The organism is Haloterrigena turkmenica DSM 5511, assembly GCF_000025325.1.
Classification (GTDB): Archaea; Halobacteriota; Halobacteria; order Halobacteriales; family Natrialbaceae; genus Haloterrigena; species Haloterrigena turkmenica.
The window spans coordinates 2,227,684-2,253,862 of sequence record NC_013743.1 but is presented as its reverse complement, the minus strand read 5'-3'; the positions used below and the strand labels follow the sequence as shown (position 1 = coordinate 2,253,862).

Genomic DNA, 26,179 nt, shown 5'->3' with positions numbered 1-26,179 from the left:
CTGTTGTTGTGCTCAGCAGTCGCGTCGACGACGCCCTCTCGAACGGACGATTGTGACCGAAGTCGAAGCCGGCGTCCGGGTGTCAGGACGCGTAGCTGTGCTCGAACCGACGATCCGTAGGCGAAGATCCGTATAACCCGTTATTCTACACCGTGAAGTAGCTGCCCCGGATCTAGTGACGTCCGACCAGAAGAAGGCGGTATTCGCGTAGTAGCGAGCGGTCACGTTCTCGACGGCGATCCCGTCGACCGTGATCGAATCTCGGTGTCCGTCTCTGCCCACCATCGATGACGACTCCGTTCTGATCGACGCGTCGGATCGTGATCTCCGGCGTCGAAACCTCGAGGCTCTCCTCATAGATTCCCCGCTCCACGAGAACGAGGTCACCTTCGCTCGCAGCCGAGACCCTCGCGAATCCGCTCGACGATGACGGTGACGTCTGGACTTGCAAGCGATACCACGATCGGCGAGGATCACACGGAACTCCGGAATTTCCCGAGGGAGAGAACGTACCGAGAGCCGCATCCGACTCGGTATTCCGTCGTAAACTACCGGTAATAGAGTATTACGACCCCGTTCGTCGACGAAGCGAGAGAGTCGAGTTCGGGGAGATTTGTCCGGAGTTCGACAGCCCGGTCGATCGGACGTGTAAGATCGCTCTTTCGGTAAACGCCCGCTAACGGCCCTGAGGAGCGCGAGTATCGACATCCACGAGAGCGTATACTTCGGCTAGAAAATAAACAGATAGGCATTTAATAGTATTCTAATCAGGAAATATTCATCTAAAAGAAGCTTTATAGTGACTGTCTCGTATCGAATTCAGTGTGGGAATTGGAAATAGTAGATTAATGGATGAAGTCTTGAACAACGACATGAACGGGAGTATCGGACCCCAATCAGTACGCACACTATTAGTTAGAATTTTAATATGAATACGAACGTATATATGGCCCTCGGAGTCGCACTACTGCTGGTAACCTCGTCAGTAGGCGGCGCCGCAGTGTCGCCGACCGCCGAAAGCGGCGTCTCAGCCGACTTCGTCGTATACGGTGGAGACATGACCGTGTCCAACGGAACCGTCGACGTCGACGAGCGCGTCGGATTCATGGCCGACACGCACACAACGAACGCACGAATTACCGACCTCGAGTGGTCGTTCGACGACGGGACGACGAGTAACGGCTGGTGGACCGCCCACCGGTTCGGCCAACCCGGTACCTACAACGTCTCGTTGACCGCAACTGACAATACCGGCGCTACGGATACGAAAGCGGTGACGATCACCGTACGCGGCGATTCGAACGAAACGAACGCGTCCGACGAGGTGGCCGCCTCGAGCGCCGAAACGGCGGCCGACTCCGAGTATCCCGCGTGGAACGAGAGCGACGTGTATCGCAGCGGTGACCGCGTCGTTTGGAACGGCGGTATCTGGGAAGCCCAGTGGTGGACCCAGGGCGACACGCCCGCCGATTCCCGCGTCTGGGAACACGTCGAGGACCTCGACGGTGACGGAACTGAGGATCAGCAGGAAACTGACGGAACTGAAAGCACCAACGAGACTGACGGAACTGAAAGCACCAACGAGACTGACGGAACTGAAAGCACCAACGAGACTGACGGAACTGAAAGCACCAACGAGACTGACGGAACTGAAAGCACCAACGAGACCACCGATACGGCGCCGAGCGACGGCGACGACGGCACCAGCGAACCCAACCAGTCTACCGACGGCACCGACACGGTCGAATCCGGAGACGACATGCGAGTCGTCGGATACTACACGAGCTGGTCGATCTACGACCGTAACTACCAGCCGAGTGACGTGCCCCTCGACAAGGTCACGCACCTGAACTACGCGTTCATGGACGTCCAGCCCAACGGGACGGTCACCTACGGCGACGAGAACGCGGATCGGCAGAACCTGGCCAAGTTCCAGGAGCTGAAAGCCCAGCATCCGGACACGAAGATGCAGCTGTCGATCGGCGGCTGGTCGCTCTCGACGCACTTCTCCGACGCCGCAGCGACGCAGGAGAACCGAGAGCGGTTCGCCGAGTCGTCGGTCAAGCTGATGCGCCAGTACGATTTCGACGGTATCGACATCGACTGGGAGTTCCCCGACGGCGGCGGCGCGCAAGGGAACAGCGAGCGTCCGGAGGACCCGCAGAACTACGTCTTACTCCTCCAAGAGGTCCGCGAGGAGCTCAACGAAGCGGAACAGCAAGACGGAAAAGAGTACGAACTGAGCGTCGCTGCCGCGTCGAACCCACAGAAGACGGCACAGCTCGACGTCCCGGGAATCGCCGAGCAGGTCGACTACGTCAGCGTGATGAACTACGACTACACCGGCACGTGGAGCTCTCAGACGAACCACAACAGCAAGCTCTACTCCGCGTCCGACGATCCCAGCCCGGACCACTTCAACGGTGACGCCGGAATGCGGGGCTGGGCCGACGCGGGAATGCCCAAGGAAAAGCTCGTCTACGGCGCGGCCTTCTTCGGCTACGGCTTCGAAGGCGTTCCGGACCGGAACAACGGCCTCTATCAGTCCTTCACCGGACCGGCCGACGTCGGCTGGACCGTCGCCGACGGCGCGACCGACTACCGATCCGTCCAGGAACTGATCGACAACGATTCGTCGTACGTGCGGTACTGGGACGACGAGGCGAAGGTCCCGTACGTCTACTCCGCTCGGGACAACGTCTTCATCACCTACGAGGACCCCGAATCGATGGCCATCAAAGCCGAGTACGTCAAGGAGAACGGCTACGGTGGCATGATGTTCTGGGAGTTCTACGGAGATCGCGACGAGACGCTGATCGACGTGATCGACCAGCGGCTCGGCGCGTAACTCGCACGATTACGGGAGCCGACAGCGTCGATTCATGACGCGCTTCCGTTCCGATATTTTTCTGCGTTCGCGCCTCGAGCGATCGCGTCGACGGTGACGAGGTGATACCCTCGAGTCCGTCCGGTAGCGACGCGGTATCCGAGCGACCGCGCCGCGACCGGCAGCGAGTTAGTAGTTCAGGTACGCGCTCGGATTCTCGGCCTCGTAGAGGACGTCGAGCGCACAGACGTTTCCGTCCACCCAGGTCGGCGACCAGTCCTGGACGGCCACCTCCTGACCTCGCTCGCGAAAGGGCGTTTCGTCGAGGTAGTTCTCGTACCCGACCTCGCCGGTGAGATACCGATCGCCGCCGAGATAGTCCGTGAGGCGAGCGAGGTACTCGGACGGATCGCCGGGATGCGCGACCGGAAGCTCGCTCGAGCGGACCACCGACGACTCGATGTCGAATCGATCGAACAGTTCGAGGAGGATCGGGATCGTGAGGTCGACCAGTCTGACGTCGACCATCAGTTCGCCGGGCGCGACGCCCTCGAGTTCCCACAGCCGAGCCATCGAGAGGCGCTCGAAATCCGCCTCGCCGTCGAGAGACGCGCCGATATCGACGAGCAGCTGATCGCGCTGTCTCCGGAGACGGCGACAAGCGGTCTCCGCAGCGGCGAGCTCTTCCTTGACGGTTTCGGACCGAGCGATGAGATCGGCGACGTCGGCGTTCGGATCCGTCCGCTTCCGGTTGGCGACCTGCCGTGCGAGGCGGTTCTTCCGCTCTCGAAGGTCTCGCAACTGCGACTCCTGTCGGCGGGCACACAATTCGTCGTCAAACCGGAGACACTCGTCGACGAGTTCCGGCCCGACGTGACGAGCCACCTCGTCCCGCCGTTTTCTGAGCGTCTCGACGGCGACGGGACTCACACAGAGGCGTTCGTAAGTCGGTTTCCACTCGTCGGCCGCGGCACCGTACTTCCCGCGAAGCGTCTTGATGTGTCGGACGGGCCACGGTGAAGACATGTCGATCCGCGCTTCGTCGATCCGGACGTCAGTACTGGTGTGGCGAACCGGGACCGTGAGCCAGTTTCGGTCGTCGTAATCGATCAGGGCTCTGTGCTGACGGGAACACCGGGAAAATTCGATATCGTCGTAGATAACGAAGACGTCCGCTTGCTGTACGCGAGCGAGGTAGTGAAGTCGCGGGAAATAACGTGGTTGGTACGCCGCGACGGTCTGGTTCATGAGCACGAATAGTTATATGTCGTGTTAATAACTCACCGCTCGTTTACAAGAGAAATCGCACCTATACGTGAACAGGACGGCACGGGATCGGAGTTAAGTCCGTGTTGCACCGGTTCTACCGCTGACGCTCCATGATCAGCTCGAACGGTTCGGCGGCGTAGAGGCCGACCTTTTCCCCCCACAGCTGGTTGTTGTTCCGGATGCTTCGCATGCTACGGGGATGGGGACTCTCCCTGAGTTCGTCCTCGTAGATCGAAAGCGCGTCCATCTTCCGGTCGAAATGCTCGTCGATGTCGACGAACACGGTCGGCTGGAACGCAGTACCCGCGGTCGGCATCGCCCACTCGGTCGACGACAGCGACTCGAACGAGAGGATCCGATCGACGGTCGACCCGGCGAGCGGTCGGGCGGCCGTCCGGACGGCGCGCGCGGCGATCTGATGATCGATGTTGAGGTCGCCATAGTAGTGTGTGTAAATCACGTGCGGTTCGAACGAATCGAGTTTCGACTCGACGTCGCGGACGACGTCGATGAGCGCCTCGTCGTCGAGCTGATTCCCCCAGTAATCGAGTACGGTAACGTCCTCGAAGCCGAGCGAGTCGGCGACGGCCCGCGCCCGCTCTCGGCGGTCGTCGCGGCGCGCTCGAGCGGCGGACGTCTCCGCCTCGTACCGGGCCATCACACCGTCGTTGAGCATCAGTACCTCGACGTCGTCGCCTTCGGCGACGTGTTTCGCGAGGGTCCCACCGACCCCGATCACTTCGTCGTCCGGATGTGCTGCCACACAGAGTATTCGCATTCCTGAGAGGACGGGGGCGGCATCGGTATTTATCCCATCGATGGTTTCGACCGGCAGTCTCGGGCTTATTCGCGGGTTGCCCGCGTCTCCGGTCGCAATTCGGGGCCAAGTCCGTAGCCGCGCTCTGTGGGGCGGCAGACGAGGCGCTGTCGCTCCGCCGGACGGTACATAGAACCGGATAACGGACGCGAATCGGGCCGGTGATCGATGGCTGGCGTCACACAGGCGGTCGGGCACGCGGTCCGATGCAGACGGATGGGAACGATTCTCGGCCGACGGCTCGCGCCGACCGGACCTGGGCCGATCACCCGATCCGGACGGTAACCGTTTCTTCCTCAGTCGGATCCTCGGCCGTCGCGTGCGTCGTCTCGCTGGCGTCCCGTGCGCGCACCGTCACGTCGTGGTCGCCGAGAAACACGTCGGTACTGAACAGGCCGTCCACGTCGGTCCGCCCGGACTCCTCCGTCCACCACTGGTCGAACACGAGGTCCGTGTACGCGTCGTACGCCGGCTTCTCCGACCAGTCCTCGCGAAACAGTGGCGCGTTGCCCTGCCAGTGGATCTCGTCCCAGAAGCCCCACATCATGAAGCCGTCGACGACCGGGTGACTGAACACCGTCTTCAGGAACTTGTAGAGGTACTCCGCTTCGAGTTCTTCCGTCCACTCGTCGCCCCACGCGTCGTACTCGGTGATCTGAATCGAGTCGACGTGCTCAGCGAAGCGGTCGAGCGTCGACAGCAGTTCCCCGGGCGATCGTCGCTGGTCCGTCTCCCAGTGGTGACTCTGCATGCCGATCCCGTCCAGCGGTACGTCGGTTTCGCCCGCCCACGTCACGAGTTCCTCGAGCGCGTCCCGGTGATCGTCTTTGTCGCCGGGGAGAACGTCGTACTCGTTGAGATAGAGGCGCGCGTCGGGATCGGCGTCGGCGGCCAACTGGAACCAGTCCCGGATCTTCGGCGCGCGGGTCGGTGGTTCGTCCGGGTCGATGAGATCGGTCATCTCGTGGAACCCGATCTGTTCGTTCAGGACGTCCCACTCGGTGACGTTCTCCGTCCCGCTGTGGTGCGAGACGATAGCCGAGACGTGCTCGTCGCTGCGGTTGTCGACGTGGTCGGCGTTGCCCTCGTCCATCGCCTTGAGCACGTCGTCGGGGATGGCCCCCTGTCCGCGACGCTGCCAAATACAGGTGTGACCTCGCATCTCGAGTCCTCGATCGAGGAGCCACCACGTCGCCGTTTCCGCGTGTTCGCGGTGTTCCGGGAGTTCCCAGAAGTTCCACTTGTGGCGGTTCTCGAGGACGGCCTTGTTGAACAGATCGGTGATCGCCGTTCGATACTCGTCGTCGGGGACGGACTCCGCGACCAGATACTCCGCGTTGACGGCGGTGCCGAACCCGAACGCGTGTCCGTTCATCTCGACGTCGACCTCCGCGTCCGCGATCGGCGCATCGTCCTCGTCGACGACTTCGACCGCGAGCGACGTCGTTCGGTAGTCCTCGATCCGCTCGTCAGCGTCGGCCTCCCACGAGTCCTCGCTCTCGCCTCCCGCTTCCGGGTCAGTGTTCTCATCGTCCGTTCCGTCGTCGCCCTCGTCCCGTCGGAGGCCGACGCCGAGGCCGATCCCGAGACCGGCCAGCCCCAGCCCCCCGAGAACGCCGCGCCGCGAGAGGCGATCGAGCGTGCCGCGAGGCGAGTCGTCGCGGCCCGAACCGGGCTGGCCGGGCGTCCCCGATGACCGATCGTCGCTCGTCACCGTCTATCCCCTCGAGTCACGGAAATTCACCGTCCTTCAGTGCCGATAACCAGTCACCGGTCGTGATCACCTCGACGTTCTCGGCGTCGTCGACGTACTGAACCGTCTCGTCGAACTTGCGTCGGGAGATTCCCCGTCCGTCACCGACGCTGACGTCGTGGTACATGATCGGGACCACACAACTGTAGCGCTTCGCTCGATCAATCATCGTCCGAACGAGGTCGACGGCTTCGCCGTTGACGCGCCCGCAGAGCAGCGGTGACGTGATCCCCGCGCCGTATCCCGCAGTCGGTACCTTGAACGCGAGGTCGTGATACCGGGAGACGACGCTCATGTTTTCGTCGTTGATCTCGCCGTACGGGTAAATGACGTACTCGCTCCCGTCGTATCCGTGCTCCGAGATCCAGCCTTCGTACCTCTGCAGCGTCGATTCGAGGTCCTCCGGATTCATCTCGGCGAACGTCTGCGAATCGTGCGGGTGGCCGCACACCTCCCAGCCGTTATCGGCGAGGACGTCGAGCTGGGCCCGATTCATGTGCTCGTCCGCTCCGAGCTCGTCGATGATGACGCCTGCAGTCGCGCCGTAGCCGTACTCCGCGAGGGTCGGAAACGCGTTCCGGTACGCGCCCTCGTAGATGTCGTCGAAGTGGAACAGGACGTAGCTCCCCGACGCCGTTTCCGTCGTGCGGAAGTCGTCGACGTACACCCGCGCCTCGTCGTTTCCCGTCCACACCATCGCGTCGATCGTCTCGATCGACGAGAGATCGGGGTCGCCGGTGATCGCGTTGAGTCCCAGGTCGTACCGGTGCCAGCCCCGCAGCGTTCGCTTTTCGACTATCTGGGCGAACCGGATCCCGTCGCCTGACCCGTCCCACAGCGTCAGGGAGATCGGAAGCCTGTCGCTGATCTCGGTCCGCGTGTCCCACTTCACTGCGACCGAGAACGCTCGGTCCGAGAGGTCCAGGGGTTCGTCGAACTGCGTTCGGGCGATTCCTTCCTGCTGTTGGTAATCGGTCTCGATGACCAGCGACCGGTCACCTCGCACGCTCTCGTCCCCGGTCGTTCGGACGGTCCCGCTCCACTCGAGCCACGCGTCGGGATCGTCGTTGAGTTCATCGATCGGCGACCCCGCGTGCAACCGTTCGGTGACGAACGACGACTCGATCTCGTAGGCGTCCGGATCGAACGAGAACCCCTCTCCCCCGCTGTCGGTCGGTGGAGTCGCCTCGTTCGATTCCGTGGAACCCCACGAGAGGCAGCCGCCGATCGCGGCCGCCGCCGCGCCGGAGGCGAGTCGCAGGCAGCGTCGTCGTGATGCGTCCATGGTCACTTGTTCCAGTTTCGTTTTCCCCTGAGCAGATCCGTCGCGACCCGCGCGTAGACGTACACGCCGACCGGTAACTGAGATAGCCGAACGGGTACGGACACGAGCAACGACAGGAGCGTTATCTGGCGATGGGCGAACAGTCCCGCGATGAGCAGGTAGAGGCCGAATTCGACGGCGACGACCGCCAGCAGTAGCTCGATCGGGAAGAGCCCGAAGACGGAGAGCAGTCCGACGACGAGGAGTGCGATCGGGTACAGTCCGTCGACGATCTGCGAACCGACGACCGCACTGAGCGTGCGTCGCCGATCGAACCATCCCGAGTCGTCCTCGTCGCCGCTGTCTCGGTCAGCGGCCATCTCCCGGTCCGGCGCGGACTCCGCCGAGCTATCGGCGGACGTCGGAACGCCGACCGATGGCGACTCCTCGTTCCGATCGGCCCGGACGCTCGAGGGGGTGGTCGGTTCGTCCGAACCCGCTCCCGTGGGAGGGGTCCCGACGCGTTCGGAGTCGGTCGGACTCGCGAACCCTCCGTCCGTCCCGACGGTGGTCGTCTCCTCCGCGATCAGGCCGGGTTCGTCGCGGGGGATCTCGTCGGTCACGTCGCCGGTTTGCGATCGGAGCCATCGGGAGAACACCCGGTAATAGAACGTGCTCTGGAGGAACGACGAACTCCATAGGTACGTCTGATCTGCCATCGCGGCGAGGGTCGGCTCGACCGTTCGCATCCTCACGTCCGAGACCTGCACGTTCGCGAATCCGCGGTCGACGAGCGAGAAGCCGATGAAGATGTCTTCGCTGTTCGTCAACTGGTTGCCCAGCGAGGGCTCGAAGTCGTCGAACACCGATCGGAGGGCCTGACGATCGTAGAGTACCCCGCAACCCGCCGGAAACAGCGACGTCCTGATCAGCCGCATCTGGGCCTCCTTGAAGAAGCGCTGCTCGATCGCGTACAGTATGCTCCGGTACTGTTCGACGGGCCATCGAGTGACGAGATACGACGGTCGGTCCCGACCCAATTGATCGCGCTCGATCCAGTCCGGAACCGCCTCGGCTGGGACGCCGTTCGGGAACAGCGGCTCCAGGCTATCGCGGTGGAACGACCGCTTCGTCGACCGCGTATCGGGCTGTACGACCCCGAACGAACAGGCCACGTCCTCGGCTTCCTGCGCGGCGATTACCCGTTCGAGGTAGGTCTCGCTGACGAGATAGGTGTCCGCGTCGAGGACGAATATCTTGTCCGCATCGCTGTTCCGGGTGACCTGTTTGAGACGCTTGGTCTTGCTTCCTCGGTCCGTGTGCCGGACGAAATTGATCTCGATGTCGATCTGCTCTCGCACGGCTTCGACGACCGCGGCAGTCGCGTCCGTCGAGCCGTCGTCGACGACCGTTACCGCGTCCGGTCGCACGGTCTGGTACGTCAGCGACGCGATCGCGTATCCGATCGTCTCCTCTTCGTTCAACGCCGGAATGAACACCTCTACCGTCGGCTCCGTTTCCGTTTCATCGCTCGCCGGGAGCGGCAGCGGTGACTTGACCAGGTAGCCGTAGAGCCCGAGGAGGACTGAGAGACCGGGGATGAACAGCACTGGGGACCGCATCGACTACACCTCGCGTGCGCGTTGACGGTCCGACCGTTTCATCGCGGCAGCGACCTTCGCGATTCCGTCGGGCAGCGGCGTCCTCGGCGCGTACCCGAGGACTCCCCTGGCTTTCGTGATGTCCGCACAGCGTCGTTCCACCCGGTACGGACGGGGATCCTCCGTGTGAATGATGTGGCCACGACCAACGACGTCGGCGGCGAACTCCGCGAGTCGGCGAATGGAACACTCGTACCCGGTCCCGACGTTGAAGGTCTCGTTTCGCCCGGCGGGTCCGAGCGATCGGATCGTCGCGTCCAGCGCGTCGTCGATGTACGTGAAGTCCCGCGTCTGTTCGCCGCTCCCGTAGACGGGGATCGAGTCGTCAGCGAGCGCGCGGCGGACGAACTTGGGAACGACGTAGCCGTCGGTCGATCCGTCCTGATTCGGCCCGTAGACGTTGAAGTAGCGAAGGATCGTGTACGGAATCCCGGCCGCTTCGCAGTACGATTTGACGTACCGTTCGTTCACCGCCTTTGCGACGGCGTAGTTCGTCTTGGGAGCGATCGGACCGTCCTCCCTGTACGGCGGTTCGAACAGGTCGCCGTACATCTCCGACGTCGACGTGAACAGGACTCGATCGACGGACGCTTCGACCGCCGCTTCGAGCACTGTCCTGGTCCCCTCGACGTTGACCTCGAGCGTATCGACCGGGTTGTCGAGCGTCCGCTGGACGCCCGCCATCGCGGCCATGTGAACGACAACGTCCTGATCGCGAACCGCGTTCGCGACGAGTCCGGCGTCGCGGATGTCCCCGTCGATGACCGAAATGTCGTCGATATCGTTGATATTGTCCCGCGAACCGCTCCTGAAATCGTCGAGGATCGTGACGTGCGCGTGCGGAGCGAGCCAGCGCGCGAAGTTCGACCCGATGAACCCCGCACCGCCGGTGACGAGTATCCGTCGACCGGCGAGTCGGTCGATCGATCCGATTCCGCGGGCCTGTCGATCCCGCTGGGCGGGGGCGGTGGCCGTCTCGGTAGCCGCTCGATCGGTGTCGGTCTGAGAGGTGTAGTGAGCTGTCATGTGTTCAGAACCTCCGATAGATCACGCCGGGCGTCGATCGCTCGTCGAACACTCTCGTGGTGTCGACGACGATCGGACGGCCCGAATATGCCGCCGCAACGTCGTCGAATGAGAACGGGGGAAATTCGTCGTGGTCAGTGAGCATGAGGACGCCCACGGCGTCGCCCTCGTCTAGCGAAGACCACATCGGAAGGTCGAACGCGGCGGTCGCGTCCGCCGCGTCCACGTGCGGATCGTATCCGATCGGCTCGAGGCCGCGGTCGCGCAGTTCGTCGAACAACCGCCGTTTCGCTTCCGAACGGAGGTCCTCCGCGTTCGGCTTGTACGCGAGCCCGCACGCGAGGAGGCGATTCTCGTCAGTCCCGTCGATATGTTCGTCGCGTTCCGAGAGAGCGTCCTCGACCAGTCCGACGATGAAATCGACGACCGATTCGTTGACGGCTCTGGCCTCTCGCATGAGAGACGCGGACCTGCCGAGTCGCTCGAGGCGTTCGATCAGAAAGTACGGATCGATCGGAATGCAGTGCCCCTCGACCAGTCCGGGCGAGTATCGAACGAAATTCCATTTCGAATCCGCGACAGAGAGCACGTCCTCGTAATCCAGCGAATCGACGCCGTTGCAGGCCATCGCGAACTCGTTGATCAATGCGATGTTGAGGTCTCGTTGCGCGTTCTCGAGGCACTTCGCCGCCTCGGCCGACTCTATCGACGGCGCCGGGTAGAGTTCGTCGACGACGCTCTCGTAGAGGTCCATGAGCTCCGATCGAACGGCGTCCGTGTGGCCGCTGACCGGCTTGACGCTGTTGCGGAGACTGCGTTCTTCCCCGGGAACGAGTCGTTCCGGAGAGTAGCCGACGGCGAAGTCGTCACCGAGCGAGAGTCCCGACGCTCGCTCGATCTCCGGCACGAATTCTTCGCGGGTCGCACCGGGATACACGGTCGACTCGAGGACGACGGTGGTCCCCGGACGGAGCTGTTCGCCGATCGTCCGTCCCGCCGAGCGGACGTTCGAGAGATCCGGTTCCGAGGTCTCCGTCAGCGGGGTCGGAACCGCCGTGATGATGACGTCGCAATCCCGTAATCGCTCCGGATTCGAGGTGAACTCGGGGACTCCTTCGGCGCGGTCCGCGGGGCCGACTCCGGTCACCATCGGGGGCTTCGCTCGAAGCCGCTCGATTTTCTGCCGCTTGATGTCGTATCCGACGACGGGGTGTCCGGCGTCCGCAAAAGCCGTAGCGAGTGGCAATCCAACGTAGCCCAATCCGATAATCCCTATCTGGTCCATATCTCTCTATCTATCGGGGTTTACACTCGCACTTATTGCCCGCCAACCGTTGTCACGTTAATTCCGACTCGAACTGCAGAGGAACGCAAGTAATAACCATTACATAGCATATTTCCCCTCTTTTTAAATCGGCAACACCACGATTGTTCTTTTAATCGGAGGTCCCCTTATTGTCCGGCTCTATGACACAGATATAATAGATGAATTATATGTATCAGGTAATTGATTTTCTTTCTTATATACTTTCCTCATGTGGGGAGTTTGATAAGTACGGGGGACCGAACGCGGGAGGGAGATCCAGCCGGGAAAGGACAGGTTCCGGGTCCATGTACCGGTTTGCGGCGGTAATACGGCGAACAGATCTCGTCTGTAACCGGCGATCCGATTCAACTGTCCGTATCACCCACTGTTCAAATATCTATAAATCCCAAATTGGGAGTAATTACTGATGGTTTCTTCACGGGGTACATCGAATTAGTCACGAGGTCGCGGCGCAGGTAATCATTTGGACGTTGATACGGGGAGTAAACGGGAGTGAGGCCGGTTTGTGTCTGGTTGCTTCGTCCCGGCGATCCTAGCGAACTAAATACTGTATTCTCAGAACCACCACTATGCGACGCCGAAGACTGTTACTCAGTGGCGGAGTCGTTCTCGGGACGTCGCTCGGAACGACTCCCGTCACTGCCGCACTTCAGGACGATACCGACGACGATCGCGAAGAACCGGATCCGATCGAATTCAGTGGCGACGGAGTGACGGTCACCGAGGAATTCGAAATCGAGGGCGGTCCGACGGTGATCGAGGGCGTTCACGAGGGGACATCGACGTTCGACGTGCGGGCCGTTCCGAACGAACACGAACAGGAGTACCGTCTTCTTAGTCATATCGGCGGGTTCGACGGATCGACCGGCGCCTTTCTCGAAGACGGAGCGTACGTGCTTTACGTCGACGCTGATGGACCGTGGGAACTGATCGTCCGGCAACCGCGCGTATCCGAGACCGAGGCGGAGGAACCACCCGTCTCGATCTCCGGTTCCGGGACGGACTGGATCGGCCCGGTCCTGTTAGACGGCGACGCGACCGTCGGAGCGGTCTACGACGCCGAATCGCCGTTCCGCATCGCCGTCGTCCCGCAAGACGCGGAGAACAACGACTTCGTCTGGAACGGGCAGGAGCTGGTGTTCGACGCCATCGGGGCATTCGCCGGTGTAACCGCGATTCACACCGACGGCGTCGGGTACGTTACCGTAGACGCTGCCGACGAGTGGACCATCGAAATCGAGTGATGTTCGACCACGGGATCGCGCGCACGTGTGGCGACGATTGTTTGGTATCGCCTCACTGGCGGTTCTGTTCCCCACTCGGAGTAGTAATTCGTGATGGGCTGTGGCTAACCTGTTATTTCCACCTACCGATCAGTGATCTGCCATCTATTCGATCTGCCGACATCTAGGCCATTGTGCATTTTAGAGACGAAACATATGAACGCTGCTGAAAGGGATATTCCGTGTACAAACACCAGTTAAAACTACCGTCAGCAGCGATGAATCGTCGACTGCGCTGAGAGAAATGCGGACACCACAGCCGTGTTACCCGATGATCCCGACGCCGAGATCGCTACTTATCTGTGTGCGCGCGAGACGCTATTTCCGCGATTATTGTAACCGCATTCTAAGTGTTCACAGGCTATTGAGGATTGACGAATGATACTATCGGCTATTCAAAAGTGAACCTGCACCGTCGAGCGCTGGTATGACACGCGCTGGATCAGCGGCATGCGACTCGAGGTCGCAATCATCGAAAACGCACCCCTCGGACTACACTGCGATCGTGCTAGCGGCAGGGGAAGGCAGCCGCTTGCGGCCGCTCACCCGAAACCGTCCGAAGCCGATGCTTCCCGCCGCCACGAAACCGATTCTCGAGCACGTCTTCGATCAGCTCATCGACGTCGGAATATCCGATATCGTCGTCGTCGTCGGGTATCGACGCGACCGCGTCCAGTCCTACTTCGGTTCCTCGTATCGCAACGCCTCCCTCACGTACGTCGATCAGGGGAAACAGCTCGGCACCGGTCACGCCGTGCTCGCGGCCGAAGCCGCCGCTGACGGGACGTGCCTCGTCGTCAACGGCGATCAGATCGCTGACAGTCGAATCGTTCGAGACGTCCTCGAGGCCCACAATTCCGACGCCGCTGCGACGGTCGGGCTGTTGTACGCGTCGAGTATCGAGGGGTACGGCGGCGTCCTCGTGGAAGACGGGCGAATAACGACGATCGTGGAGGACCCGTCCGACGGGCGCGATTACCTCCTCAACGTCGGCATCTACGTCCTCGATTCGGCCGCGTTCGACGCCGTTCGAGCCGCCGAGCCGCGGGCCGGCGAACACCTCCTCGTCGACGGACTGTCGGAACTCATCGAGCGCGGGGACGTCGTTCGCGGCGCCGTCTCCGAGGGAACCTGGGTCGACGCGACGTACCCGTGGGACCTTCTCGACGTCTCCGTCGAGTTGTTCGATACCGGAGTCGTCGACGGCGACTCCGGGGCGAACGTTCACGAGGAAGCGACGGTTCACGACTCCGCCGAGATTCGAGACCCCGTCGTCGTCGACCGAGACTGCGTGATCAAACCGGGCTCCGTCGTCGGTCCGTACGTCTGTCTGGGCGAAAACGTGACGATCGGTTCGAACGCGGTCGTCGAACACAGCGTCGTCGATACCGACACGCGTATCGGAGCCAACGCGACGGTCGTCGAGTGCGTGACCGGTACCGGCGTCGCGATCGGTCCGGGCTCGACCGTCCCGGGCGGGCCGAGCGACGTTCGCGTCCAAGACCGCATCTTCGAAGACGAAGATTTCGGCGCGCTACTGGCGGATCGCGTCCGCGATCGCGGTAGCGTCACTTACGATCCCGGCACGCTGGTGGGCCCGAACGTGGAGATTCAAGCGGGTGCGACGGTTCGCGGGATCGTCGACGAGGAAACGGAGGTTCGGTCCTGATGTGCGGTATCATCGGTCATACCGGGATGGGGACGAACGGTGACGTCTCCGAGGTGTTGTTGAACGCGCTCTCGAGCCTCGAGTACCGCGGATACGACTCCGCCGGCATCGCGATCGCGAACGATCCGCTGACGGTGTACAAGCGGGAAGGCGAACTGTCGGAACTCGAGACCGCACTTCAGACAGAAGAACTCGAGGGGCGAACGGGGATCGGTCATACCCGCTGGAGCACGCACGGGCCGCCCTCGGACGCGAACGCACATCCGCACACCGACTGCGACCAGCGCGTCGCCGTCGTTCACAACGGAATCATCGAGAACTACCACGAGATACGCGAGGCGCTCGAGGCCAACGGACACGAGTTCGATAGCGAGACCGACACGGAAGTCATTCCCCACTTGATCGAAGCGGCGCTCGATCAGAACGACAGTCCCGAGACCGCGTTCCGTCGAGCGATCGATCGGCTGGACGGGAGCTACGCGGTCGCGGCCGTGTTCGCCGGCCACGACGCCATCTACGCGACGCGGTATCAATCACCGCTCGTTCTCGGCGTCGATCGCGACGACTACTACCTCGCCAGCGACGTTCCGGCGTTTCTCGAGTACACCGACGACGTAATCTATCTCGAAGACGGCCAGTTCGCGTCGATCCGTCCGTCGGGCGTCGAGATCACCGACGAACGAGGGACGAGCGTCGACATGCCGGTCGAAACGGTCTCCTGGAACGCGGAAGACGCGGGAAAGAGCGGTTACGATCACTTCATGCTCAAGGAGATTAACGAACAGCCCCGCTCGCTGCGCGAGTGTCTCCACGGCCGACCGCAGGAACTGGACGGGACCGTCTCGATCGACGAACTCTCGGAGGTGGCGCGTCCGGATCGCGTCCACTTCGTCGCTTGCGGGACGTCGTACCACGCGTCGCTCTACGGTGCCCGGCTGTTTCGGGAACGGGGCGTTCCGGCGACGGCCTTTTTGGCGAGCGAGTACGACGTCGAGTCGATTCCGATCGAGGAAGGGACGCTGGTCGTCGGCGTCACGCAGAGCGGGGAGACCGCCGACACCCTCGGTGCGATCCGCGGCGCGAACCGCGTCGGTGCGGAGACGCTCTCGGTGACGAACGTGGTCGGAAGTTCGGCCGCTCGGGAGACGGACCACGCGATGTATATCCGCGCCGGTCCGGAGATCGGCGTCGCCGCCACCAAGACGTTCGCCTCACAACAGGTCGCGCTGGCGATGCTCTCGAGCGCGCTCACGGGAGAGTCCTCCGGGGAGTTCATCGACGCGCTACGCGCCCTTCCGGATCAGGTCCAGTCTATTCTCGATAGCTCACAGACGAGAGCGATCGCCGACGAGTACGTCGACGCGGACGCGTACTTTTTCATCGGCCGCGGCTACAACGCGCCGGTGGCGCTCGAGGGCGCGCTCAAAATGAAGGAGATCACGTACAAACACGCGGAAGGCTTCGCCGCCGGCGAGTTGAAACACGGGCCGCTCGCGCTCGTCACCGAGCGGACACCGGTTATCTCCCTGCTCACCGCCGAGTCGAGCCCCGAGAAGATGCTCGGAAACGTGAAGGAGGTCGAATCTCGCGGCGCGCCGGTTATCGCGATCACGGACGTCCCGGAACTCATCGAACATCACGCCGACCACATCTTGCCGGTACCGGAGACGCACCGACACCTCACACCGATTCTGGCGAACGTCCAGTTGCAACTGCTCTCCTACTGGGTCGCCAATCGGCTCGGTCGGTCGATCGACAAGCCGCGGAACCTCGCGAAGAGCGTCACCGTCGAATAGCGCGCCGGCGACATTGGTTCTCTGCACGGCCGACCGACCGCGGTCAGCGTCGCCCGCTCGAGGATACTGCGAACGCACGCGTTTCAGCGGCCGATTCCGTGATCGGATCGTCATCGGTTCGTCGACGCCATTCTCGCTGAGAGACCAGTCCACTGCGGTCGACGTGGAGTGCGACGTCCGCTCCCAACGGCGGGCGCGGTTCGTCGGGCGTGGCGGCTACGACCTCGATTTCGGCTTCTGCAAGCCCGTAGATCGCCAGCGCGTGGCTCGAGCGCTGACCGAGGAGACCGGGACGCTGGGCGTTCGGGACGCCGGAGCGACCCACCGATGAATCGCGGATCGGGCGTTCGAGACGGTGGCCCTCGAGGTCGACGGCGAACGGGACGAGGTTACGGTGAAGGTCGCGAGCGACGCGGACGGCGAGGTCTACGACGTCAGCGCGGAGTACGACGACGTGCTGGCGGTCGCACGCGAAACCGACGTCCCGATCCGGGAGGTCACCCGTCGAGCGGAGCGACGGTGCTGGACGAACAGGGGCACTAGAAAATCGGAATCGGCGGCGCTCGCAGATCGCATACGAATGCCGGAGCGAGTATCCGCTCGAGTTAGCTGTCGTCGGTATCGGTATCCGTCTCGGTATCGATATCGATATCGATCGATTCGCCGTCGGTCTGGGTCGACGATTGCGTAACGTCCGTCGAGCTACTGGTAACCGACGAGCCGGAGACCGTCGTCGACGAAACGGTCGACTGTGAGACGCTCGTACTGCTCTCGCTCGTTTCGCTCGTGGACGTGACGGACGACGTCGACGTCTGAACGCCGTTCTCGGAGACCGACGTCACGGAAACCGAGACGTCATCGTCGGTGTCGACGATCACTTCGATATCGGTCGCATCGGTGTCGGAATCGGTCGCGTGGATCACTGCCCCCCAGGGGAACGACTCGATGTCTGCATCGGCCGTAGTCGCTTCGTCGCGGTACTCATCCGTCGCATCGGGGGCCGCGATCGTCGATATCGAGATGTCATCGTCGGCGTCGACGATCACCTCGACGTCGGTATCGCCGGTTTCGGAGTCGGTTTCGTGGACGACCGTTCCCCACGAAAATTCGGTTTCTGTCATGTTTTCTGAAGTGTTTTCAGTCGAATCGCTTACGGGCTCGTCGGATGCAGCGATCACCGTTGCACCCGCGGCGACGACCGCCGCTGCCGCGAGTCCGATCGCCAGCGCCATCGCGGTTCGTTGGTTCATAGTTCAGTTAGCACACCGAGGGCCGTTACCCGTCCCCAGTGACTCACCCATCGGCAGATTCGGGCATTAATCAATAGAACCGTTTCGCCGATATCCGCCTGCTAACCGACGGCTAACGCGATGACGTTAGTTCACAATAACTCCGTAGGAAACGGCCATACAACGGATTATTCGACGGTTTTCACATTCGCACGTGATCCAACACGGTACCGAATCGAAGAACGAGTTCTCGCTGTGCTTTCGAGCGCAACTAGACTGTTACCTGTGGCCTATTCCGACTGACTACCTATCGCCACCTGCTCGGGATCACAACTGTGAGTACGCGGCGATCCGGACGGCTAAAAATAAGTGAACGAAGTCGGGCTTCTCTAGAACAAGTCGACTTCGAACTCGTTCTCGGCTTCCTGGTCGGCGTCCTGGTCGATTTCGCCTTCGTTCTCGGCTTCAGCGACACCGATCTGCGCGTTGGTGTTCGACTGGTCTAGGTCGTTCTGAGCCGTGGCGTCTCCGTACGCTGCGTACGCGGCGTTACCGCCCTGCAGGCCGACGTTCGTCTGGTCGACGTCCTGGTACTGCTTGACGTCCGCGTCCGCGTCCTGGTAGAGGTCCGCGTCTTGGTCGGTGTCCTGGTCGACGTCGTTGATATCCAGTGCAGCCGCACTTCCTGCGAACACGAAGCTACACGCCAGTGCGATCGCCAGCAGCATCGAGATTGCGCGTTTCATTGTTGATTAGTTAGTTAGTTAGTTAGAAGGCGTCGAACTCGAACTCGTTCTCGGCTTCCTGGTCGGCGTCCTGGTCGATTTCGCCTTCGTTCTCGGCTTCAGCGACACCGTACTGCACGTTGGTGTTCGACTGGTCTAGGTCGTTCTGGGCCGTGGCGTCTCCGTACGCTGCGTACGCGACGTTACCGCCCTGCAGGCCGACGTTCTTCTGGTCGACGTCCTGGTACTGCTTGACGTCCGCGTCCGCGTCCTGATAGAGGTCCGCGTCTTGGTCGATGTCCTGGTCGACATCGTTGATATCCAGTGCAGCTGCACTCCCTGCGAATACGAAGCTACACGCCAGTGCGATCGCCAGCAGCATCGAGATTGCGCGTTTCATGGTTGATCATGGGCACCCACACACGCATGGACGCTCGAGTACCACTCCACTGTGACCGGATTCGCAGTCGCTCAGCGTACGAAGCCGGTCGTCTCGAGCGTCCAACGCGCCGTGTTGCCCAGTCGGGTCAACAGCCGGGTTCCGTATTAAACCGCCCAACGGTTACGCTGTATAGCCGATATTGCGGACAGTTACAATCGTTAGGATGTGTAGTAAATCTAATTAAAAATGCGTAATATTTACTCGGACGCGGATAGATAGTCGCTACTACTGGAATTTCCCGCTGAACTGATTCCACGCCGTCTTCGAAATAGATTGTGTAGATCGGCTGTAACTTTAATCGCAACGTCGTAATAGTCTCCGTGACGGGAACAGTTCGTCGCCGTGAACGAGCGTTCGCTCATCGAGACCGTCGGTTGGACGGTCTCGAGAGCCGATTGATCACCGATCTGAGGCCGCGTGATGCCGTGATCGTCGCGTGTACACACTGCGAACTCATCCCGCGAGAGCCGCTGGCCGGCAGCGGCGATGAATCGATCGATTTCGAGACCCGCGGTTCCCGTCTCGCGCGCTGATCGTCGGTGTGCTCTTCTCGGACCGTCCGAACGAGCGTCGGACTGCATCGCGTCGGGAGGCGCCGCGGTCGCTCTCACAACAGCCGTCGCGCCGTGCCGATCGCGGCCGCCGTTGGAGCCGGCGTCGCCTCGCCATCGATCGCAACCGTTCACGCTCATTGTCGATTACCATGCGCTGGATCGCCCTTCGATCATGAAACGATCATTCGACCACAACTTTCGCCGGTAGTTTTCGGTTTCGTTGTCAGAGAAGCGTCTCGAATCAAAGAACTTCGAACGTAAGTCGGACGTCGTGGCGTATCGCGTATCGATCTGCCGACTCCTCCGGACGGCGACGCGTAATCGGCCGTCTGAGCCGGTCGTCAGCCGGGGGTAGACGGTAGTTTCTGAGAGTAGAGATCGAATTCCAGTTAGTAGGACGACTAATACGTTTTCCAACCTGTCGATAACAAAGTCTATCATCGGGAAAGACCCGTTCGCGTCGAATCGTTCAGCAACAAAACAAACTCACGACCGAAAATCAGAGCTACCATGACAGACGAAGACACGAGACGCTCACGGTATACGACAGTATTGATGGCCTGTATCGTTTCCATATCGATGTTGGCCGCCGGCGCGCCAGCCGCGATGGCGGGCGGCAACGATGACGTCCAGGCCGATTCGGTTCACGCCCTCGAGGACGGCGAAGACCTCTACCTGGTCTTCGGCGCCGATCTCGATGGAATGAGCCTCGAGGAGTACATCGACGCTCACGCGTCCGAGGAACTGAACGCGAACCAGACGAGCAACACCGAGGTCATCCAGCACCAGAACGTCGATCAGGTGAACATCAACGAGCAGGGTGAGGCGGTGTCGATCGCGATCGACGGCGGCGAGGCGACCGCCATCCAGGAAGCCAACCAGCTCAACGCCAACGCCCAGACCGGCGAGGCCTCGGCGGAGAACAACGTCGTCAGCAGCCAGACGACCCAGTTCGAAGACGTCGGCAACGTCTACCTGGTCATGGGCAGCGGCGACAGCCAGCAGTTCAACGGCTGGGGAGTCGCCACGGAGAAAGGCGACAAGGAGACCGTCACGCAGTCGGCTGAGGCCAGCGTGACCCAGACCCAAGACGTCGCGCAGGGGAACTACAACGAGCAGAGCGTGGCCTTCGCCTTCGCCGCCGAGAACAGTTCGGCGACGGCCCTCCAGCAGACCGAACAGCACAACCAGAACCTGCAGGAAGGCGCCGCCAACGCGTCGAACATCTACGCGGGCCAGGGCGAGTACACCGAGCAGAGCGCGAACACCTGGCTCACCCAGCAGCAGGCCGTCGAACAGACGAACGTCAACGAGCAAGGTGCCGCCGTCGCCATCGCGGTCGGCGAGAACAGCACCGCGACGGCGATCCAGGTCACCGACCAGACCAACCTCAACGAACAGGTCGGCTCCGCTAACGCCGCCAACCTGATCGCCTCGATGGGCGAGATGAACGTCGCGTCCGCCGGCGACAGCAGCGTCGTCGACACGGAGACGCCGTCCAAGGACAAGAAGGACAAGGACGACACCCAGACCGCGACGACCAGCGTCGAGCAGGAGCAGGCCGTCGAGCAGCTCAACATCAACCTCCAGAACACGGCGGTTGCCATCGCGGTCAACGACAGCGAAGCTGAGGCCGTCCAGATGGCCTCTCAGCAGAACTACAACGCACAGATCGGCTCCGCCGCTGCGCTCAACGTGTACGCGTCGCCGGGATTCAACTACGACTCGGCCGCACAGACCTCGAGTACGACCGTCACCGTCGGCGGTGACGACGTCGAGGACGCGCCGGGCATGTCCTACGACTACGACACCAGCGCCGAGCAGACCAGCGACGTCACCCAGGACGCGACGGCCGCCCTCGAGCAGACCCAGTTCGTGACCCAGGAGAACGTCAACGAACAGCACTCGGCGATCGCCGTCGCCGAGGACGACGGGGACGCCGCCGCGACGCAGGTGAGCATGCAGGAGAACGAAAACATCCAGATGTCAGCCGTCGCCGCGACGAACGTCTGGATCGCGCCGTAACGGCGATTCCCGGCCGATAGCTTTTTCTCTTCGCCGTCCGCGTCGCCGATCCAGTGCCTCGAGTCGATTAGAGTCGAGCTGACTCGAGTCGAGACGACCCTGACTGAACCGTCTCTCACCGAGACGACCGATCAGTCTCGAACGTCAGAAGCCGGTTGTCGGCCGCTGTTACTCCCGATCCACGTCTACGTCCGTATCCGACGGCTGCGCCGTCGCGTCGTCGCCAGTGTCGTTCTTCTCGTCGCTAGTGTCGTCCGTCTGGTTGCCGGTGTCGTCACTCTCGGCATCGGTGCGGTGCTCCGAGAGCGCCTCGTCGATCGTCAACTCGCCGGCCGCGACCCGTCGGGCCAGCACCTCGTCGATCGCTCGGTTCTTCTCGCTTTGCTCGCGCGAGCGATCCTTGATCACCTGTAGCTCGCCGGTGGTCGGTTCGATATCTCGCGAGTCGACGACCTCCCCCTCGAGGCGAGCGATATTGACCGCCGCGAGGACGTCGCCCATCCCGCGCGAGCCGGTTCCCAGGTAGGGCGTCGTCCCCGTCTCGTCGACGAGTTCGACCGTCACGTTCTCGAGATCGTTGACGAGTTTGGCGCTCTCGAGGCGGGAGCCGTCGCCGATCCGGACGACCGGTGCGGTGGCTTCGTCGGCCTCGCGTTGGATGACGTCGACGGCGTCCGAGAGGGGCACCTGAAAGGCGGCGACGACCATCTCGCCAGCGAGGACGGCGACGCCGGGTTTCCGACCCGGATCGACGCCGATGATGGTTCGACCGCCGTTTCCTCGGACCGCGGTCAGGGCCTGGTCGACGGCGCGTCGCGGATGATCCGGGTCGGCGACGACGGTCGTCACGGTCGCGAAGTCGTCGGCGTGGTCGGCGCCGGTGACAACCACTGCAGTCTGCTCCGGGAGCTCCGCGTCGGGTTCGACGGTCGTAAACTCGGTTCCGCGCTCTCGGAGCTCGTTGACGACACCGTGGTACACCTCGAAATCTGACGTGGCGACGACGATCACGGCTCGAGGTTCGTCTTCCGGAGGAATAAACGTACAGCAACTGCTCACACCGTCGTTTGACGCGCCCCTCCGCGGCTCATCGCTCGATATCGTCTCAACGTATATACCCCGGCTCGACGATTTTCCACTACAGATGACTGTCAGCGATATCAGCTACTGTCCCTTCTGCGGATCCGCTGAAATCAAGCGGAGCGAAACGGCACACCGAGGGCCCGAAACGTACTATAACTGCCCTAACTGTGGTCGCGTCGGAACCACCGGCATCGGTCGTTCACCCGCTCGGCTGAACGATTGATCGTCTTCTCGCGAGCGCTCTCGCGTCCGATAGCGAACGCGTACCGGTCCCGCCGAAGCGTCCGTTCGATCCTCCGTCGCGAATCGGCGATCGGGATCGTCTCACGTCCGCTCGAGTCCACCTGCAAATCTCCGTTCGCTCACCGGCCCGTTCCGGGGGCTTTTTGCGGGCCACCTGCCAACTCGAACCGTGAACGACGAGGCGATACCGACCGGCTGTGGTCCGGTCGACGAGTTACTCGGCGGGGGGTTCGAACGCGGAACCGTCACGCAGGTGTACGGCCCGCCCGCGGCGGGGAAGACCAACCTCGCGCTGTCGGCGGCCGTCGAGACGGCCGTCGCCGGCGGGACCGCGGTCTACGTCGACACCGAGGGCGTCTCGGTCGACCGCTTCCAGCAACTGCTCTCGGCCCGGGTCGACGACGAAGACGTCGAGGCCGTCGCCTCGCGGATCGTCATCGAGGACGCCGTCGACTTCGAGGAACAGTCCGAGGCCGTCCGGGACACCGAGGAGTTCGCCGAACGCGCGGACCTGATCGTTCTCGACAGCGCGACCGGCTTCTACCGCTTAGAGCGCACCGGCGAGAGCGACGGCGGCGAGGCGCTGCGAAGCGTCGCCCGACAGGTGACCCACCTCCTCTCGCTGGCCCGCAAACACGACCTCGCGGTCGTCCTGACGAACCAGGTCTTCGCCGATCCCGACGCCGACCGAACGCGCGCGCTCGGCGGGAACACCCTGGAGCACTGGACCGGCGTCGTCCTCCGTCTCGAGCGCTTTCGCGGCGGGAACCGACGGGCGACGCTGGAGAAACACCGCTCGAAGGCGGTCGGCGAGTCCGTCCAGTTCCGGATCACGGATCGGGGACTCGAAGGCGGGGACGAGTCGATGCATCATTAATTCGAATTTTCGATCGCGATAGCCGCCTCCCGAACAGTTACCGGGCGGACGCACCCAGTTGGTGACATGAACGGCGGCTCCGAACGCGTCGCGGAGCGACTCGCATCGATGACCCGGGAGGAGAAACTGCGTCTCGTCAGCGGCCGCAGCGATCCCGCGGGGACGGCGACGGGCTACCTGCCCGGCGTCGAGCGACTCGACGTTCCGCCCTTCCGGCTGGTCGACGGCCCGCTCGGGATTCGCGCCGAGGGAGAGCGGGCGACGGCGTTCCCGGCGTCGATCGCCGTCGCGGCGACGTTCGATCCCGACCTCGCGCGCGAGAAGGGTGCGGCGATGGCCCGCGAGGCGCGGGCGCTCGAGCAGGACGCGCTGCTCGCGCCCGGCGCGAACCTGATCCGGGTCCCTCACTGCGGGCGGAACTTCGAGTACTACTCGGAAGAGCCGCTGCTGGCCGCCGAGACGGCGGCGGGAGCGGTCGACGGGATCCAGGACGAGGACGTCGTCGCGACGGTCAAACACTACGTCGCGAACAACCAGGAGACCGACCGCGTCCGGGTCAGCAGCGAGGTCGACGAACGTACGCTCCGGAAGCTGTATCTGCGGCCGTTCTGGGCGGCCGTCGAGGCCGGCGCCGGCTCCGTGATGACCGCTTACAACCGTGTCAACGGAACGTACATGAGCGACCACGACCGCCTCGTCGGTGACGTGCTCAAAGGCGAGTGGGGGTTCGACGGCTACGTCGTCTCCGACTGGTACGGCACCGAGAGCACCGTCGGCGCCGCGAACGCGGGGCTGGATCTCGAGATGCCCGGGGTCGCGATCGACGGCGGGTTCGGTGGCGACGGCGATGGGGACAAGGAGGACGGCTCGTTCGACGCGGCCGACCTCGAGGGCGAGGCCACCGAGATCATGGGCGGGCTCCCCGACGGAACGAAGGGCGACCTGTTCGGCGACCCGCTGGCCGACGCGATCGACGCCGGCGAGGTGCCGGCCGAGCGGCTGGACGACATGGTTCGGCGGATTCTCGGACAACTCGAGCGGATCGGCCGCCTCGAGAGTGCCGACGACGGCGATCGAGGTGCTGACGACGCTCGAAGTGACGGCGACGACGATGACGGGGCCGGAGCCATCGATACGCCCGCCCACCGCGACCTCGCCGAGCGGATCGCCGTCCGGGGGACCGTCCTGCTCGAGAACGACGGCGTTCTCCCGCTCGAGGACGAGGCCGACGTCGCCGTCGTCGGTCCGAACGTCCACGAGGCGAAACTCGGGGGCGGCGGCTCCTCGGAGACGACGCCGTTTCGGTCGACGAGTCCCGCGGCGGGGCTGGAGTCGCGGGCCGACGGCGCGGTGACGGTCGCCCGCGGCTGCGAGCCGATTCCGGATCTCTCGCTGTTCGACGCGCTGCCGTTCGTCGAGAGCGAGGAGAGCGACGAGCCGGCCGCGGACGCGAGGGTCGGCATCGACGCCGACGAGCCCGCTATCGACGCCGCGGTCCGGGCCGCCGGCGATGCCGACGTCGCGGTCGTCTTCGTCCGCGACCGGACGACCGAGGGGAAGGACCGGGACTCGCTGCGGTTGCCCGGCCGACAGGACGAACTCGTCGAGGCAGTTGCCGACGCGGCCGCGGAGACGGTCGTCGTGGTCCGGTCGAGCGGCCCCGTCGAACTCCCGTGGCGCGAGGCGGTCGACGCCGTCCTCGAGGCCTGGTATCCCGGACAGGCTGACGGCGCGGCGGTCGCGTCGGTGCTGTACGGCGACCGCGATCCGTCCGGTCGCCTGCCGGTCACGTTCGCCCCGGAAGGGACGTACCCGACGGCCGATGAGCACCGATACCCCGGGATCAACGACGAAGCGCACTACGAGGAGGGACTGTTCGTCGGCTACCGCCACTTCGACCGAAAATCGGTCGACACAGAGCCGACCTACCCGTTCGGTCACGGACACTCCTACGCCGACTTCGCGTACCGCGACGCGTCGGTCGTCGACGACCGGACGGTCCGCCTCACCGTCGAGAACGTCGCCGATCGGGACGGGCGCGAGGTGGTGCAGGCGTACGTCCGGCCCCCCGAGTCGGCCGCGATCGAGCGGCCGACTCGAGAACTCGCCGGCTTCGAGTCGATCGCCGTCCCCGCCGGTGAGATGCGGACGGTCGACATCGACCTCGCGGATCGGGCGCTCGGACGGTACGACGCTGCCGACGGCTGGGTGATCGATTCAGACACCTATCCGATCGAACTGGCTCGCTCGGCGCGAGACGTGCGAAAAACGGTCGCTCTGGAGGTTGCGGAGGAGACGCTTTCGTGAGC

General features: G+C 63.0%; 18 protein-coding genes and 1 pseudogene. 8 read left to right on the top strand and 11 right to left on the bottom strand.

The window, feature by feature from the left end; translation table 11 throughout:
- Positions 1–1,057: 1,057 nt before the first annotated feature.
- Complete coding sequence (locus tag HTUR_RS10710; protein WP_187291448.1) at positions 1,058–2,848, top strand: glycosyl hydrolase family 18 protein; 1,791 nt, start codon at positions 1,058–1,060, stop codon at positions 2,846–2,848.
- 168 nt (positions 2,849–3,016) lie between these two features.
- Here the strand turns inward: HTUR_RS10710 and HTUR_RS10705 are convergent, their stop codons facing one another.
- The 7 genes from HTUR_RS10705 to HTUR_RS10675 form a co-directional block, all read right to left on the bottom strand.
- A complete protein-coding gene (locus tag HTUR_RS10705; protein ID WP_012943344.1) occupies positions 3,017–4,075 on the bottom strand; it encodes a WbqC family protein in 1,059 nt (352 codons plus the stop codon).
- Between the two features lie 115 nt (positions 4,076–4,190).
- Positions 4,191–4,859 carry a PIG-L deacetylase family protein gene (locus HTUR_RS10700; RefSeq protein WP_187291447.1) on the bottom strand — a complete coding sequence of 223 codons (669 nt, stop codon included), beginning with the start codon at positions 4,857–4,859 and terminating at the stop codon, positions 4,191–4,193.
- A gap of 319 nt (positions 4,860–5,178) precedes the next feature.
- Complete coding sequence (locus tag HTUR_RS10695; protein WP_012943342.1) at positions 5,179–6,627, bottom strand: endo-1,4-beta-xylanase; 1,449 nt, start codon at positions 6,625–6,627, stop codon at positions 5,179–5,181.
- A gap of 16 nt (positions 6,628–6,643) precedes the next feature.
- Positions 6,644–7,951: a polysaccharide deacetylase family protein gene (locus HTUR_RS10690; RefSeq protein WP_012943341.1), complete on the bottom strand. Its 1,308-nt coding sequence runs from the start codon at positions 7,949–7,951 to the stop codon at positions 6,644–6,646.
- A gap of 2 nt (positions 7,952–7,953) precedes the next feature.
- Positions 7,954–9,552, bottom strand: coding sequence for a glycosyltransferase family 2 protein (locus tag HTUR_RS10685; RefSeq protein WP_012943340.1), 1,599 nt, complete (start codon positions 9,550–9,552; stop codon positions 7,954–7,956).
- 3 nt (positions 9,553–9,555) lie between these two features.
- Positions 9,556–10,617: an NAD-dependent epimerase/dehydratase family protein gene (locus tag HTUR_RS10680; RefSeq protein WP_012943339.1), complete on the bottom strand. Its 1,062-nt coding sequence runs from the start codon at positions 10,615–10,617 to the stop codon at positions 9,556–9,558.
- A gap of 4 nt (positions 10,618–10,621) precedes the next feature.
- Complete coding sequence (locus tag HTUR_RS10675; RefSeq protein WP_012943338.1) at positions 10,622–11,902, bottom strand: nucleotide sugar dehydrogenase; 1,281 nt, start codon at positions 11,900–11,902, stop codon at positions 10,622–10,624.
- Positions 11,903–12,513: 611 nt separating this feature from the next.
- On the opposite strand from HTUR_RS10675, the gene HTUR_RS10670 reads away from it, so the two are divergent.
- From HTUR_RS10670 to larC, 4 genes and pseudogenes are all read left to right on the top strand, one after another.
- Positions 12,514–13,188: a hypothetical protein gene (locus HTUR_RS10670; RefSeq protein ID WP_012943337.1), complete on the top strand. Its 675-nt coding sequence runs from the start codon at positions 12,514–12,516 to the stop codon at positions 13,186–13,188.
- Between the two features lie 466 nt (positions 13,189–13,654).
- The gene (locus HTUR_RS10665) at positions 13,655–14,896 is read left to right on the top strand and encodes a sugar phosphate nucleotidyltransferase (protein ID WP_049941690.1); all 1,242 of its coding nucleotides are present in this window, start codon (positions 13,655–13,657) and stop codon (positions 14,894–14,896) included.
- Positions 14,896–16,692: a glutamine--fructose-6-phosphate transaminase (isomerizing) gene (gene glmS / locus HTUR_RS10660; protein ID WP_012943335.1), complete on the top strand. Its 1,797-nt coding sequence runs from the start codon at positions 14,896–14,898 to the stop codon at positions 16,690–16,692. The genes HTUR_RS10665 and glmS overlap by 1 nt, the downstream gene beginning before the upstream one ends.
- A gap of 238 nt (positions 16,693–16,930) precedes the next feature.
- Positions 16,931–17,209: pseudogene (gene larC, locus HTUR_RS27955) on the top strand (nickel insertion protein); the annotation flags it as partial.
- 88 nt (positions 17,210–17,297) lie between these two features.
- Here larC and HTUR_RS10655 read toward each other — a convergent pair.
- From HTUR_RS10655 to HTUR_RS10645, 3 genes are all read right to left on the bottom strand, one after another.
- A complete protein-coding gene (locus HTUR_RS10655) occupies positions 17,298–17,942 on the bottom strand; it encodes a hypothetical protein (RefSeq protein ID WP_012943334.1) in 645 nt (214 codons plus the stop codon).
- 368 nt (positions 17,943–18,310) lie between these two features.
- On the bottom strand, positions 18,311–18,667 hold the full coding sequence (locus HTUR_RS10650) for a hypothetical protein (RefSeq protein ID WP_012943333.1): 357 nt from the start codon (positions 18,665–18,667) through the stop codon (positions 18,311–18,313).
- 22 nt (positions 18,668–18,689) lie between these two features.
- Positions 18,690–19,046 (bottom strand): toxin transporter, encoded by a 357-nt coding sequence (locus HTUR_RS10645; protein ID WP_012943332.1) that lies wholly within the window; start codon positions 19,044–19,046, stop codon positions 18,690–18,692.
- A 1,175-nt stretch (positions 19,047–20,221) separates the two neighbouring features.
- On the opposite strand from HTUR_RS10645, the gene HTUR_RS10640 reads away from it, so the two are divergent.
- Positions 20,222–21,667 (top strand): hypothetical protein, encoded by a 1,446-nt coding sequence (locus HTUR_RS10640; RefSeq protein WP_187291446.1) that lies wholly within the window; start codon positions 20,222–20,224, stop codon positions 21,665–21,667.
- 168 nt (positions 21,668–21,835) lie between these two features.
- Here HTUR_RS10640 and HTUR_RS10635 read toward each other — a convergent pair whose 3' ends face one another.
- A complete protein-coding gene (locus tag HTUR_RS10635) occupies positions 21,836–22,678 on the bottom strand; it encodes a hypothetical protein (RefSeq protein ID WP_012943330.1) in 843 nt (280 codons plus the stop codon).
- Positions 22,679–23,162: 484 nt separating this feature from the next.
- On the opposite strand from HTUR_RS10635, the gene radB reads away from it, so the two are divergent.
- The gene (gene radB / locus HTUR_RS10625) at positions 23,163–23,870 is read left to right on the top strand and encodes a DNA repair and recombination protein RadB (protein ID WP_012943329.1); all 708 of its coding nucleotides are present in this window, start codon (positions 23,163–23,165) and stop codon (positions 23,868–23,870) included.
- A 66-nt stretch (positions 23,871–23,936) separates the two neighbouring features.
- Positions 23,937–26,177, top strand: a complete 2,241-nt coding sequence (locus HTUR_RS10620; RefSeq protein ID WP_012943328.1) for a beta-glucosidase — start codon at positions 23,937–23,939, stop codon at positions 26,175–26,177.
- Positions 26,178–26,179 lie beyond the last annotated feature (2 nt).